This is a genomic window from uncultured Psychroserpens sp. (assembly GCF_947501425.1).
Taxonomy (GTDB): domain Bacteria; phylum Bacteroidota; class Bacteroidia; order Flavobacteriales; family Flavobacteriaceae; genus Psychroserpens.
On the sequence record NZ_CANMVN010000003.1, the window covers coordinates 146,385 to 160,387 of the forward strand.

The window sequence follows — 14,003 nt, forward strand, 5'->3', positions numbered from 1 at the left end:
AAAATTAGTCAATTTCTTCGTAATCTATGTACTCTCCTACTTTTTTATTTGAAGATGAATTTCTATTAGGTATTTTATCGATAACCGTTTCTCCCTCCTTATGCTGCTGAGTCTGCTGTTGTTGCTGACCAAACTGACCCTCAAATTTTTGCTGCATTTTTTTTGACATATAGCGTACCAAATAAGGCGCAAATATCCTAGACAGAATCTTTATTCCGTAATAAATTAAAAGAATAATGAGAATGGTTCTTAAAAAACCAGTTAATGACGCTGCTTGTAACATTAAATTAATTTTATTCAAAAATACAATTATATGTATTTAAAAGGTCTGTTTGGTGACATAAAAAAATCTTAATTCTGGTTATTATTAGGACAAAAAACAATAAAATAGCATTTTTTTCTTTTATGTTAAGAGAAAATCTTTGTGATTCAATATTGATGTGGGAGATTTTCATTTGCCAAAAATCCATAAGGATAAATGGTATAAAATATCTATATTTGACTTAAACCGATAACCTATGAATCTTATCAAAAGAGTTCTATTCTTTACAGCTTTGCTAATCACACAGTTAACCTTTGCCCAGTATACTGAAGTGATCAATTCAAATAGACCTGGTGTATCAAGAAGTGCCTTTTCTGTTGGAACCAACGTTGCACAACTAGAAGTTGGTCCATACATTTTAAATGAAAAGCACACACCTCTAAATTATGAAGTCTCTGGTTTTGGAATAGATTTTTCTGCTCGATACGGATTGCTTTTTGAACCCTTAGAGATCAATATTGAAGGAACCTATCAAAATGATACATTTACTGATAACCGTTCGGTAATCCCTTCAGAAGACAAACGTTCTAATTTTAAAAATTTTACAATTGGTGCCAAATATCTGGTTTATGATCCATATAAAAATGCTGAAGAAGACAAACCAAACCTCTATAGTTACCGTGCCAATAGATCCTTTAAATGGAAATCACTCATTCCTGCAGTAGCAGTCTATGCTGGTGCTAATTTTGATGCAAAGAATAATCCGTACACTGGTCCTGGAATTGAAGGGTTTAGTCCGAAGGTCATGTTAGCCACTCAAAATAATTTCTCTGGTGGTTGGGTGCTTGTGACAAACTTTGTTTTAGATAGAATAGGAACCGATTTTTCAGACTTTCAGTATATTATTACACTTACCCATTCATTTAGTCCTCAATGGGTCATATTTGGTGAAACCCAAGGCATTTCAAGTGATTTCTATGCCGATAATTTATTTAGATTTGGAGGCGCATATCTTTGGAGTAAGGATTTCCAGTTGGACACAGCACTAACCTTCAACACAAAAGACACACCATCGGTTTTTAGTGTTAACTTCGGAATGTCTTATCGCTTTGATTTTCATGTAGATAAAGAGATTGATAATGGAAATTCTCGTAACGATGCTGATAATAGAAAACCAAGAAAAAAGAAAGGCAAAAAGAAACGAACAGATGATTTTGACGATGACGGAAATCTTTAAGCTTTACAAGACTATATGATTACAGTTAAAGAAATTCATTCAAAAAAGGAATTGAAGCAGTTTGTAAAATTTCCTTTTAAACTCTATAAAGACTCTAAATATTGGGTTCCTCCAATAATTAAACAAGAATTAGAAACCTTTAACAAAGATAAGAATCCAATTTTCAAGGATGCTGAAGCTCGTTTTTTCTTAGCCTACAAAAACAATAAAATCGTAGGTCGAATTGCAGCCATTATTAACTGGCTGGAAGTCAAAGATCAAAACCTGAAAAAAATGCGTTTTGGCTGGTTTGACTTTATAGATGATCAGGAGGTATCTAAAGCATTACTTACCGAAGTAGAGCAAATTGGTAAAGAACATGATTTAGATTATACTGAAGGTCCAGTTGGGTTTTCTAATTTGGACAAAGTTGGTGTTATGACTGAAGGATTTGATAGTATCGCACCAATGATTACATGGTATAATCATCCATATTATGTGAAGCATTATGAAAATCTTGGATACCAAATAGAAAAACATTACTCTGAAAGTAAATTCCCCTTTGAAAACGTTAAACCAGAATTTTTTAAGAAAGCTCAGGAACTGATCAAAAGGCGGTATAATTTACGAGCCTTAAAGTTTACAAAAACATCAGAGGTTATGCCCTATGCAGATAAGATGTTTGATCTTTTTAATGAAAGTTATGCATCTTTATCGTCTTTTGTTGCCATTACAGATATTCAGAAGGAATACTTCAAGCAAAAATTTATCAGTTTTGTAAACCCTGAATATATCAAATTTGTGGTTGATAAGGACGATGAACTTGTTGGTTTTGCTATTGTCATGCCAGCATTTGCAAAAGCATTACAGAAAGCGAAAGGTAAATTATTTCCGTTAGGATTTAGACACATTTTAAAAGCGAAAAAGGATAGTAAGGATGTTATTTTCTATTTAATTGGTATTCATCCTACTTATCAAAATAAAGGTGTCCATGCCGTAATCTTTAACGAATACTATGAAACCTTTACTGAAAAAGGAATTCAAACTTGTTTTAGAACTCCTGAATTAGAAGATAACGAAGCCATTCATAAAATATGGAAACACTTCAATCCTGAAGTGTACAAAAGACGTAAAACATTTCGTAAAGATCTCTAAATAAAAAATCCGATTCAGTTTGAATCGGATTTTTTATTTGTAATATTTATTATATAAAATTACTCACCCATTGCAGCCATAACTGCAGCAGACAAGCGCTTATAAGTTCCGTTTTGCAAGCGTTCTCTAATAGCATCGAATGCATCCAACGTTTCTTCAACATCTTTCAATGTATGAGTTGCAGTTGGTATCATTCGTAATAAGATTAATCCTTTAGGAATTACAGGGTATACCACAATTGAACAGAAAATCCCGTAGTTTTCACGAAGATCACGCACTAAAGCCATAGCTTCAGGAATACTTCCTTTAAGGTAGACTGGAGTAACACAACTTTGAGTATTACCAATATCAAATCCTCGCTCCTTCAATCCTGATTGTAACGCATCAACTATAGTCCAAAGATTTTTCTTTAATTCTGGCATAGTCTTTAACATTTCTAAACGCTTTAATGCGCCTACTACGAGTTGCATTTGTAACGATTTAGCAAACATTTGAGAACGTAAATTATATTTTAAATAGTCTATGATCTCTTGGTCTGCAGCAATAAATGCTCCAGTACTAGCCATAGATTTAGCAAACGTAGCGAAATATACATCAATATCATCCTGAACACCTTGTTCTTCTCCTGCTCCTGCACCAGTTTTCCCTAAGGTTCCAAAACCATGAGCATCATCAACAAATAATCTGAAATTATACTTCTTCTTTAATGCTACAATCTCTTTTAAACGTCCTTGCTCTCCTCGCATTCCGAAGACACCTTCAGAAATCACCAAGATACCACCTCCAGTTTGCTCAGCCATTTTAGTAGCACGCTCTAAATTCTTCTCTAAGCTTTCAACATCATTGTGTTTATAAGTAAAACGTTTTCCCATGTGAAGGCGAACACCGTCGATAATACATGCATGAGCGTCAACATCATAAACAATGATATCATCTTTAGATACCAATGCATCTACAGTAGACACCATTCCTTGGTAACCAAAATTAAGTAAGTAAGCAGCTTCTTTGCTTACAAATTCTGCAAGTTCATTCTGTAATTTTTCATGAAGATCAGTATGACCAGACATCATTCGTGCTCCCATTGGGTAGGCAGAACCGTACATAGCAGCAGCTTCAGCATCTACTTTACGAACTTCAGGATGATTAGCCAATCCCAAATAGTCATTGATACTCCATGTAATCACTTCTTTCCCTTGAAACTTCATTCGATTAGAAATCTGTCCTTCCAGCTTTGGAAATACAAAGTATCCTTCAGCCTGAGAAGCCCATTTCCCTAATGGTCCTTTATCCTTATAAATCTTCTCAAATAAATCCTTCATTAAAGCGAGTTTTTAGTCTTATTAGTTGGGACAAAATTAGGTAATTATATTATGACTGCATAATATTTTTATAAACCAATGTTTATATCCTCTTTAAACATAAAAAACCTATCACGATGAGACGTAATAGGAGTTTTATAAACTGAATTGTTGTTTTTTATTTTATATACTGAATTTTCTCAGTAATTTCTGTCTGACTATCAAAGAACCCTTGGTCTTCCATCCATTTATCACTGTACACTTTACTCATATAACGCGAACCATGATCAGGGAATACTACTACAACTTTATCTCCTACTTTAAATTCTCCTTCTTCATTGAGCTGTTTTAATGCTTGCATTGCTGCACCACTAGTATAACCTACAAATAATCCCTCTGTTCTTGAGATCTCGCGAGCTGTATGGGCACTTGCTTCGTCAGTAACTTTGACAAACTTGTCAATGAGGTCAAAATCTGTTGCGGTAGGAATTAAGTTTTTACCTAATCCCTCAATTCGGTAAGGGTATATTTCTTTGTCATCAAACTCTCGTGTTTCATGATATTTTTTTAGTACTGAACCGTAAGCATCGACACCTATTACTTGAACATCTGGATTTTGCTCTTTAAGATACTTTGAGATTCCAGAGATTGTTCCTCCAGTTCCACTACAAGCAATTAAATGTGTAATTTGCCCTTCTGTTTGTTCCCAAATTTCAGGACCTGTAGTGTGGTAATGCGCATCAAGATTAAGCTTATTAAAATACTGATTAATGTAAATAGAGCCTTTGATTTCGTTGTGTAAACGCTTTGCTACTTGGTAGTAAGAACGTGGATCATCTGCACTAACGTTAGCTGGGCACACATAAACCTGAGCTCCCATAGACTTTAGCATATCGATTTTATCAGCAGAGGATTTTGAACTTACTGCCAGAATACACTCATAACCTTTTATAATACTAACCATAGCAATACTAAAACCTGTATTACCTGATGTAGTTTCAATAATAGTGTCTCCTGGAGTTAAGATACCTTGACGTTCAGCTTCTTCTATGATGTGAAGTGCTATTCTATCTTTTGACGAGTGACCAGGATTAAAAGCTTCTACTTTCGCAAAGAAGTCACCATCAAAATCTTCGGTCATTTTATTTAATTTGATAAGAGGTGTCTTACCTATAAGCTGCAAAACATTATCAAATACTTGTATGTCTTTTTTCATAAATGCTATTTATCAGTTCTACAGTTCAATAAAATTGAAACATAAAACCTCGCAAAATTAAGATTTTTTTTTGAATTAGCTAGTAATTCCCTCTAAGTCTAGCAAAAATGCAAATTCTTGGACATCCTCTTTAATGGCTTCAAATCGCCCAGAAGCACCGCCATGACCAGCTTCCATGTTTGTTACCAAAAACAATTTGTTAGTATCCTGTTTATAAGTTCTTAGCTTAGAAACCCATTTTGCGGGTTCCCAATACTGAACCTGAGAATCCTGTAAGGCTGTGGTTACCAGTAAGTTTGGATAGCTTTGTTGTTTAATATTATCATAAGGCGAATAACTCTTTATGTAATCATAGTAATCTTTATCATTTGGATTTCCCCATTCATCATATTCTCCAGTGGTTAAAGGGATTGTATGGTCTAGCATAGTTGTTACTACATCTACAAAAGGCACTGCTGCAATTACACCATTGTATAACTCAGGTGCTTCATTGATAATTACACCCATTAATAAACCTCCTGCACTTCCTCCCATGGCATATAAATGAGCTGCAGATGTATATTTTTGAGCAATCAAATGCTTTGAACAATCAATAAAGTCTGTAAAAGTATTTTTCTTTTTCAATAATTTCCCATGTTCATACCATTCTCGCCCTAAATACTCACTTCCTCTTACATGTGCAATCACATAAATAAACCCTCTATCTAACAGAGATAGTCTAAGTGTTGAAAAATATGGATCTATTGTTGAGCCATAACTTCCATAAGCATATTGTAACAATGGAGCATTACCATCTAACTTGGTGTCCTTTCGTCTTACTAAAGACATTGGTATTTTAGTTCCATCCTGAGCTGTTGCCCAAATACGTTCTGAGGTGTAATTATTTTTATCAAAATCAGGATCTAAAACTTCTTGCTCTTTTTTGACCTCCTTGGTTCTTGTGGTCATATTAAAATCTATGACAGATGAAGGAGTTGTCAGCGAATTATAACTGTAGCGCAATATATCTGTGTCAAAATCCACATTGGTGCTTACATTTGCAGTATAAGTCTCATTATCAAAGGGTAAATAATAATCGGCTGTTTTATCCCATCGCGTGATTCTAAGTTGATTTAAACCTTTTGAACGCTCACTTATGACCAAATAATCTTTGAAAATCTCTATATCTTCCAACAATACGTCGTTACGATGTGCAATTACCTCAACCCAATGATTAATACTAGTTTGATGTTCATGAGTTTTCATCAACTTAAAATTAGTTGCTTCATCGCGATTGGTCAATATGTAAAATTGGTCTTGAAAATGAGCTAAACTATATTCTAATCCTCGAATTCTAGATTGAAATATTTTAAAATTAGCATCTGGTGTGTCTGCATTCAGAATATAAAACTCGTTAGTTAATGTACTGTAACAGGCAATAATGATATATTTTTTTGATTTCGTTTTATAAACAGTGGTACCAAAAGTCTCATCTTCCTCAGTATAAATAAGCATATCTTGAGCTTCAGTATCTCCTATTTTATGTTTGTATATCTGATTAGAGCGCAATGTTTGTTCATCCTTTTTTGTGTAGAAAAGTGTTGAGTTATCGTTTGCCCATGTTGATGATCCTGTAGTATTCTCAATTCTATCTGAAAAAACCTCATTGGTTATTAAACTTTTAATTTGAAGCGTGTACTGACGTCTACCCGTCACATCAACACCAAATGCTATCATTGTATTGTCTGGACTCACGCTTAAACCTGCTAATCTAAAATACCCATGACCTTCAGCCATTTCATTACAATCAAATAACAATTCCTCTTCGGCTTCTAAGGACTCTTTCTTCCTAGTATAAATAGGATAGTTTTTACCCTTTTCATAGCGTACAACATACCAATATCCATTGTATTTGTAAGGCACAGATGAATCATCTTCTTTAATTCTCGATTTCATCTCTTGGAAAAGAGTTTTTTCAAAAGCTTTTGTATGCGCTGTCTCATGCTCATAAAACTGATTTTCTTGTTTGAGATAGTCTAATACATTCTGATCTTCGCGTTGATTCAACCAAAAGTAATTATCTATTCGAGTATCATTATGAATTTCTAAGGTCTTTGGAATCTTTCTGGCAAGCGGAGCTTGAATAGTCGTCTTCATTTTTCTTTTTAATAATCTGGCAATTTAGTAATTTTGTTATTCATAATTTAATACTTAACAATATGTTTGGAGATATGATGGGAATGATGGGCAAACTTAAAGAAGCCCAAAAGAAAGTTGAAGAAACAAAAGAACGTTTACATGGCGTGTTGATTGATATGAATAGCCACGATGATAAACTCAAAGTGACTATAACAGCCAATAGAACCATAAAGTCAATTGAAATTGATGAGGAATTACTTCAAGACAAAGACATGTTAGAAGATTATTTGATTCTCACTATAAATAAAGCCATAGCTCGTGCTACTACAGTTCATGAGACTGAAGTTGCTGCTGTAGCTAAAGAAGGGATGCCAAACATTCCTGGTATGGATATGTTCAAATAAAAAAATGATGCTAAGTCAGCTCTAGAAATCATTTAATATTTCTAGTAGTTTATTATGCATGTCATCAGTATAATCCAAATGGGTTACCATTCTTAATTTATTACTTCCCATTCCGATGATATGAATGTCATGATCTGATAGTTGTTTCAGAAACTCACTTTCGTCAACGTGAGGCTCTAATTCAAAAATAATGATATTGGTCTCTATCGGTTCAACTTTTCTAATAATAGACAAGTTCTCTAAAACATGTCCTATCTCCTTAGCTTTCTTGTGATCTACTGAAAGTCTATCCATATGATGATCGAGAGCATAAAGTCCAGCTGCAGCCAGATAACCCACTTGGCGCATTCCACCTCCCAAAATCTTTCTAACACGAACAGCACCTTGCATAAGGTCATGATCTCCTATCAAAACTGAACCTATCGGGCAGCCCAAACCTTTACTCAAACATACAGATATAGTATCAAATAGTTGTCCGTAATCTTTAGCTGTCTCCTTAGTATTAACTAGTGCATTCCACAAACGAGCACCATCGAGATGATACCCTAAACCATGGGTATCACATACTTTCCTGATACGCTTTAATTCTTCAAAATCCCAACAAGCACCTCCACCTTTATTGGTTGTGTTTTCAACTTCCACAAGAGATGTTAAAGGGCTATGATAAAAGTCGGGTGGATTAATTGAAGCTTCTACTTGTTCAGCTGAAAACATGCCGCGATGTCCATCGATAAGCTTACATGAAATACCACTGTTAAACGAAGCACCTCCGCCTTCGTAATTATAAATATGCGCATACTTATCACAGATCACTTGCTCACCTGGATTAGTATGTAATTTTAAAGCGGTTTGATTAGCCATACTTCCTGTAGGAAAGAATAAAGCCTGATCTTTTCCAAATAGCTTTGCTAAACGTTGTTCTAAAGCATTTACTGAAGGATCTTCTTTATATACATCATCACCAACCTGAGCAGTCATCATGGCTTCTAACATGCCTTTGGTTGGTTTAGTAACCGTATCACTTCTTAAATCTATAATCATGTCTTAATTCTGGTTATAATTACAATAATCGCTTCCAATTGGTGAACCATCGGGTATTTTTGGAGCGTTTTTTATTTTAAATTTTTCTGGGTGTTCTTTAAATTCTTTGATTATCAACCCGTATTGTGTTGCATAAAGTGATGCTTTCTTTTTATCAGATAAATAATCGTGTATCAACGAATTGATTGCATTATTAGCCAAAGCTTTTACCTGAAAGACAGATTGGTCATTTACAGCTAAATTCATTAAATACATCAATACACGTTCATTGATGAGTTGTTGAATCTCATCCATATAAGGGTCACCATGAGTCATTCCAAAGGATTGATCTAACAGGTCTTTTAACATTTCATCAAGCCCAAGTTGCTTATCATCTAAACTTTTCTGCTGAATTATTCTGTTAGCACGTTGCGGATGCAATAAGAATTTCAGAGTCATATCGCTAGCTGTAACTGCTGCGCTCATAGGATCAAAAGCAACTCCTGTTTTTCCTGAAAACGACTCGCGACCTCTACTGTAGCCATAAGCTCTTGGTGGAAATAATGCTAGTTTATCCTTCGGAATGGACAACGCTTCCACAGATATAGTTTTTAAGATCATATCTAAAGTTGCCTTTTGAGTTTTAGCATCAATAGGTTTTACAGTCATTTGTCCATCACCTTTTACAGCATAATTGTAGTCTAATCCTCCAACAACTTTAGTAGCTGCCTCGGTTTGATAACGATGGAAAAAATACAAGGGTACAAATACGTCTTCTAAAACAGAATACGGTTCTCCTTTACGAATATTATCCTTTGAAAAATTTGAAATGGCTTCAGCTCTCACTTGTAAAACATTCTCTAACTCTTCCGAAGCACTTCGTCCGTTATCCCACAAATGTGCTAAGGCATGTGCTCCTCCTTGGGCTCTAGCATCAGAATCGGTAATAAAACGCAATCCTGCGAAATCGGCTGCTTTAAGAATTTTATTGAGAGCTTCTTTTTCGTTGGTATCAGAATCAAATTCAGAATAACTATACGCCACAGTTACTTTATCCCACTCACCAATACCAACAGCATAGGCATCACTAAAATCGATAGCTCCGTTTGTCATGGTAATTGTAGGATGCGGATAATCCATTACAGAGGCTCTTCCTTTGGTACTCGCAGCAAAATTGTGAGCAAAACCAATAGTATGACCAACCTCATGTGCACTCAACTGTCTAATCCTTGCCAAAGCCATCTCTAACATAGGTTGGTAATTATCATCGCGCTCAGCAAAAGGTTTGTTCATCAAAGCCTGAGCAATCAAAAAATCCTGACGTATACGTAAACTCCCCAGACTCACATGTCCTTTGATGATTTCTCCTGTTCTAGGATCTACAACGCTTCCTCCGTAACTCCAGCCACGAGTAGATCGATGTACCCATTGAATAACATTATATCTACAATCCATTGGATCTGCATCTTCTGGTAACATTTTAACCTGAAAGGCATCTTTGAATCCTATCGTTTCATAAGCTTCGTTCCACCATCGCGCACCTTCAAGTAAAGCCGAACGAACTGGCTCTGGTGTTCCTGGGTCTAAATAATAAACAATTGGCTCTTTAGCCTCACTAACTGCAGCATTTGGATCTTTCTTTTCTAAACGATGACGAATGATGTATCGCTTTTTAATCGGCTCCTGAATAGGTGTTGCATAGTCCAAATACGACATAGAAATTGCTCCGCTACGCACATCAAACTCGCGCATTTTATAATCATCATCCGGTAATTCTATAAAACTGTGGTGCTGGATAACGCTTACTAACGACGGTGTAGGTGTAACACTTCTAATATTTCGCCCTTTGGCTTGTCCTTTAAAAGTTAATAAAGCTTCAAACTCCACATTTTTTGGAAAGGCTTTGGTTCGCTCTAATGACAAGGCACTTTTACTAAGGTCAATCTTATGACCTCCTTCAGATTTCAATCGATTTGCCACACCATGAGCATCCAACATCAAAAATGGCGTGAGGTCAATGATATATTTTCCATCCTTATTCTCTAAAATCTTGAATCCATATATCACCGATTTTGCAAAGGCTTGCTCTATACTCTTCTTCTCAAGTTGGTTATCAGTAATAGCTCTGTATTTCAGATTGGGCTGAATGAGCAATAGTTTATTACCTGCTTTCTCAAATTTTACCAAGCGCTCTTGTCCTAGCTGACCTCGATCCAAACCAATATCGTTAGACCCAACACCTGTTGCTAAGGAGTTGACATACAGAAATTCTTTATTTAATTCTTTTACCTCAAGGTAGATTTTATCTGTAGATGTTTCGTAATGAAAATCAAAAAAGCCATTGTAAGACTTTAATTCTTTTTTTTCTAACATCTGTGCAAATGAGATAGTTACACATAAAAAAGCAACTACTGAGAGTATGTAATGTTTCATAATTGTCAATTAGTTTATAAAGCTACATAATTTAGTCAAATTATAATTGTGACAAATTGAAATTAATTGTGTCTTAATACATGAAACTAATAGTTGCAGGTATGAGTTTGCTTCTGATTTAAAATAATTATTCTGAAAGCCCTATCAAACAGATTAATCATCATATTTATACATATTAAGAAAGGAGATTTTAAACCTATCTTTGACAGCTTCTCTACGCGACTATATTCCCAAATTAATTCTTTAGGTCTGGAAGTCTATAAAACATCATTAAAAAATGCTGAATCAAAAATTGACATCTCCATTAGGCCTTTTGAAGATTCAGATGTCAATGCTTTAAAAGAAGGCTTACGACATACAAGATTGGTACAAGAAAGCATTCCTAACTGTTATGTGGCCACTACTAAAAATGAGACCACTATATACAGGCATTGGATATTTAAACATGATCAAAACGAAAGAGTAGCTAATTACTTTGGAGATTTATTTCCAAAACTTAAAAAAGATGAAGCGCTTATAGAAGGTGTATTTACTCATCCAGATTATAGAGGTCTTCGTGTCATGCCCAATGCTATACATAAAACTCTTACGCAACACCAATACACATCTATTAACAGAGTTATTGTATTTGTAGACGAAAAGAATATTCCTAGCCTTAAAGGATTTCATCGCAATGGATTTAAACCTTACATCATAAGACAAGAAAAATGGTTGTTTTTCCGAAGAAAAGTATCTTTTATTCCTATTACTTCGGAAATGGAACATAACTATTTCAATTGGTCATAATCAAGAAACTATTAAACAACTTCAATTTTTATTTTATCTAAAGAATTTAAGTGTTAATTTCGCTGAAAATTATTCACAATGATTACATCAGATCAGATTAAAGATCTCAATACACGCCTTGACAAACTAAGGCACTATCTTTGACATAGATGCCAAACTGATCGAAATCTCTAATGAAGAGGAACAAACCTTCGATCCCAACTTTTGGAATGACTCTAAGCAAGCTGAATTAGTAATGAAATCCCTTCGAGAGAAAAAGAGCTGGGTTCAAGACTTTAACAACTCCAAAACCTTAATTGAAGATCTCGAAGTGATCTACGACTTTTTTAAAGAAGAGGAAGCCTCTGCAGAAGATGTGGAAAACAGATATAACAAAGCCTTAGCTCTTATAGAAAAACTAGAGTTCAAAAACATGTTGTCTGATGAAGGTGATTCGTTAAGTGCTGTCCTACAAATTACAGCTGGTGCTGGTGGTACCGAATCTTGTGATTGGGCAAGTATGTTAATGCGTATGTACTTGATGTATGCTGAAAAAAGCGGATTTAAAGTCAAAGAACTCAACTTTCAGGAAGGTGATGTTGCTGGAATAAAAACCGTAACTTTAGAAATTGAAGGTGATTATGCTTTTGGTTGGCTTAAAGGCGAGAATGGTGTACATCGTTTGGTACGTATTTCACCATTTGACAGTAATGCTAAACGTCATACTAGCTTTGCTTCCGTTTATGTATATCCTTTGGTAGATGACACTATTGAAGTAGATATCAATCCAGCAGATATTGATATCACAACAGCGAGGTCTAGTGGTGCTGGTGGACAAAACGTCAACAAGGTAGAAACCAAAGTACAGCTAACTCATAAGCCAACTGGTATTCAAATCTCATGTTCTGAGACACGTTCACAACATGATAACAGAGCGCGTGCTATGCAGATGTTAAAATCTCAGCTTTATGAAATAGAACTACAAAAGCAAATGGCACAACGTGATGATATAGAGGCTGGAAAGATGAAAATTGAATGGGGAAGTCAAATCCGTAATTATGTGATGCATCCTTATAAACTTGTAAAAGATGTACGTACAGCTCACGAAACAGGAAATGTAGATGCAGTTATGGATGGAGACCTAGAACCATTTCTAAAATCTTATCTTATGATGATGGGACAAAAAGAAGAAAACCCAAACGAATTATAATATATTAAAACATGATTAAAATATATCACAACCCAAGATGTAGAAAATCCAGAGAAGGTTTAGACCTTCTAGAAAATTCTGGCAAAGATTTTGAAGTGATAAAATATCTGGACGAGCCAATTTCCGAAGCAGAACTAAAAAATATAGTATCGCTTTTAGGAATTTCACCTTTAGATTTGGTACGAAAAAATGAAGCTATTTGGAAATCCGATTACAAAGGGAAAGATTTATCAGATGCTCAAGTCATTAACGCTATGGTAAGTAATCCTAAACTTATTGAACGACCAATAGTTATTAATGGAAAACAGGCAGTAATTGGTAGACCTCCAGCAACCATATTAGATATTATTTAAGATGAAAAGAATTTACATTATCGTATTTGTACTTAGCCTATTTGCAAGCAATGCCTTTGCACAACGACGATCACAACAACGACCTCAACGTACCATAAATCCTGAAAAGGAACAGGAACGTTACGAAGAAAGAGCCGAGGAACAAAAAAAGAAATACATAGCTGATTTTGTTGGAACACTAAAAGTTGATGATTTCCAGAAAGAGATCATCACACAACAAATGGATTCGTATTTTGAAGAACTACGTAAGATCAATAAAATGGGCTTAACGCGCTTTGAACGCCAAGAGCAAATTGAAGCTCTAGATGTAAGACATTTTAAAGATACAAGAGCAATGGTCTCTGAAGATGTCATGAATAAAATCATGGATGCTGTCAAAGGCAAATGGGATCAGAAAGCTGAAAAGAAAAAGAAGAAAAAGCGAAAGAGAAAAAATAAGGACAAAAGCTAAGCTTTAATATAGTCTTAGCAAGCTTTAACGCCTTTTAACACTTTATGTTATGAGGCGTTTTTTGTTTAACAAAAGATTAACCATTCACAGGCACAAGTAATT

13 protein-coding genes are annotated in these 14,003 nt (G+C 34.9%); 7 read left to right on the forward strand and 6 right to left on the reverse strand.

Features of this window, described 5'->3' with window-relative positions; translation table 11 throughout:
* Positions 1-4: 4 nt before the first annotated feature.
* On the reverse strand, positions 5-283 hold the full coding sequence (locus Q0951_RS05585; RefSeq protein ID WP_299335271.1) for a DUF4834 family protein: 279 nt from the start codon (positions 281-283) through the stop codon (positions 5-7).
* Positions 284-518: 235 nt separating this feature from the next.
* On the opposite strand from Q0951_RS05585, the gene Q0951_RS05590 reads away from it, so the two are divergent.
* Both Q0951_RS05590 and Q0951_RS05595 read left to right on the forward strand, forming a co-directional pair.
* Positions 519-1,499, forward strand: coding sequence for a transporter (locus Q0951_RS05590; protein ID WP_299335273.1), 981 nt, complete (start codon positions 519-521; stop codon positions 1,497-1,499).
* A 15-nt stretch (positions 1,500-1,514) separates the two neighbouring features.
* Positions 1,515-2,633, forward strand: a complete 1,119-nt coding sequence (locus Q0951_RS05595; RefSeq protein ID WP_299335275.1) for a GTP cyclohydrolase — start codon at positions 1,515-1,517, stop codon at positions 2,631-2,633.
* 59 nt (positions 2,634-2,692) lie between these two features.
* On the opposite strand, the gene Q0951_RS05600 is transcribed toward Q0951_RS05595, so the two are convergent.
* The 3 genes from Q0951_RS05600 to Q0951_RS05610 all read right to left on the reverse strand — a co-directional run bounded on the left by Q0951_RS05600 (position 2,693) and on the right by Q0951_RS05610 (position 7,283).
* Positions 2,693-3,952: an aminotransferase class I/II-fold pyridoxal phosphate-dependent enzyme gene (locus Q0951_RS05600; RefSeq protein WP_299335278.1), complete on the reverse strand. Its 1,260-nt coding sequence runs from the start codon at positions 3,950-3,952 to the stop codon at positions 2,693-2,695.
* 157 nt (positions 3,953-4,109) lie between these two features.
* On the reverse strand, positions 4,110-5,147 hold the full coding sequence (locus Q0951_RS05605) for a PLP-dependent cysteine synthase family protein (protein WP_299335281.1): 1,038 nt from the start codon (positions 5,145-5,147) through the stop codon (positions 4,110-4,112).
* Between the two features lie 75 nt (positions 5,148-5,222).
* On the reverse strand, positions 5,223-7,283 hold the full coding sequence (locus Q0951_RS05610; RefSeq protein WP_299335283.1) for a S9 family peptidase: 2,061 nt from the start codon (positions 7,281-7,283) through the stop codon (positions 5,223-5,225).
* Between the two features lie 62 nt (positions 7,284-7,345).
* Between Q0951_RS05610 and Q0951_RS05615 the strand changes: the two genes are divergently transcribed.
* Positions 7,346-7,669, forward strand: coding sequence for a YbaB/EbfC family nucleoid-associated protein (locus tag Q0951_RS05615; RefSeq protein WP_299335285.1), 324 nt, complete (start codon positions 7,346-7,348; stop codon positions 7,667-7,669).
* Positions 7,670-7,690: 21 nt separating this feature from the next.
* On the opposite strand, the gene Q0951_RS05620 is transcribed toward Q0951_RS05615, so the two are convergent.
* Positions 7,691-8,710, reverse strand: a complete 1,020-nt coding sequence (locus Q0951_RS05620; RefSeq protein ID WP_299335287.1) for a low specificity L-threonine aldolase — start codon at positions 8,708-8,710, stop codon at positions 7,691-7,693.
* A gap of 3 nt (positions 8,711-8,713) precedes the next feature.
* A complete protein-coding gene (locus tag Q0951_RS05625; RefSeq protein WP_299335289.1) occupies positions 8,714-11,122 on the reverse strand; it encodes a zinc-dependent metalloprotease in 2,409 nt (802 codons plus the stop codon).
* Positions 11,123-11,485: 363 nt separating this feature from the next.
* Between Q0951_RS05625 and Q0951_RS05630 the strand changes: the two genes are divergently transcribed.
* The 4 genes from Q0951_RS05630 to Q0951_RS05645 all read left to right on the forward strand — a co-directional run bounded on the left by Q0951_RS05630 (position 11,486) and on the right by Q0951_RS05645 (position 13,901).
* Positions 11,486-11,908, forward strand: coding sequence for a GNAT family N-acetyltransferase (locus tag Q0951_RS05630; RefSeq protein WP_299335290.1), 423 nt, complete (start codon positions 11,486-11,488; stop codon positions 11,906-11,908).
* A gap of 78 nt (positions 11,909-11,986) precedes the next feature.
* Positions 11,987-13,097 (forward strand): peptide chain release factor 2 gene (gene prfB, locus Q0951_RS05635; RefSeq protein WP_299335291.1). Its coding sequence is split into 2 segments (ribosomal slippage): positions 11,987-12,049 and positions 12,051-13,097, totalling 1,110 coding nucleotides; the frame shifts between segments, so codons are not numbered across the junction.
* A gap of 11 nt (positions 13,098-13,108) precedes the next feature.
* The gene (gene arsC, locus Q0951_RS05640; RefSeq protein ID WP_299335292.1) at positions 13,109-13,450 is read left to right on the forward strand and encodes an arsenate reductase (glutaredoxin); all 342 of its coding nucleotides are present in this window, start codon (positions 13,109-13,111) and stop codon (positions 13,448-13,450) included.
* A gap of 1 nt (position 13,451) precedes the next feature.
* Positions 13,452-13,901, forward strand: a complete 450-nt coding sequence (locus Q0951_RS05645; RefSeq protein ID WP_299335293.1) for a hypothetical protein — start codon at positions 13,452-13,454, stop codon at positions 13,899-13,901.
* Positions 13,902-14,003 lie beyond the last annotated feature (102 nt).

Excerpts from the sequence above, each read along its gene's own strand:
- Q0951_RS05585 (WP_299335271.1), bottom strand. The coding sequence starts at position 283 with ATGTTACAAGCAGCGTCATTAACTGGTTTTTTAAGAACCATTCTCATT.
- Q0951_RS05590 (WP_299335273.1), top strand. The coding sequence starts at position 519 with ATGAATCTTATCAAAAGAGTTCTATTCTTTACAGCTTTGCTAATCACA.
- Q0951_RS05595 (WP_299335275.1), top strand. The coding sequence starts at position 1,515 with ATGATTACAGTTAAAGAAATTCATTCAAAAAAGGAATTGAAGCAGTTT.
- Q0951_RS05600 (WP_299335278.1), bottom strand. The coding sequence starts at position 3,952 with ATGAAGGATTTATTTGAGAAGATTTATAAGGATAAAGGACCATTAGGG.
- Q0951_RS05605 (WP_299335281.1), bottom strand. The coding sequence starts at position 5,147 with ATGAAAAAAGACATACAAGTATTTGATAATGTTTTGCAGCTTATAGGT.
- Q0951_RS05610 (WP_299335283.1), bottom strand. The coding sequence starts at position 7,283 with ATGAAGACGACTATTCAAGCTCCGCTTGCCAGAAAGATTCCAAAGACC.
- Q0951_RS05615 (WP_299335285.1), top strand. The coding sequence starts at position 7,346 with ATGTTTGGAGATATGATGGGAATGATGGGCAAACTTAAAGAAGCCCAA.
- Q0951_RS05620 (WP_299335287.1), bottom strand. The coding sequence starts at position 8,710 with ATGATTATAGATTTAAGAAGTGATACGGTTACTAAACCAACCAAAGGC.
- Q0951_RS05625 (WP_299335289.1), bottom strand. The coding sequence starts at position 11,122 with ATGAAACATTACATACTCTCAGTAGTTGCTTTTTTATGTGTAACTATC.
- arsC (WP_299335292.1), top strand. The coding sequence starts at position 13,109 with ATGATTAAAATATATCACAACCCAAGATGTAGAAAATCCAGAGAAGGT.
- Q0951_RS05645 (WP_299335293.1), top strand. The coding sequence starts at position 13,452 with ATGAAAAGAATTTACATTATCGTATTTGTACTTAGCCTATTTGCAAGC.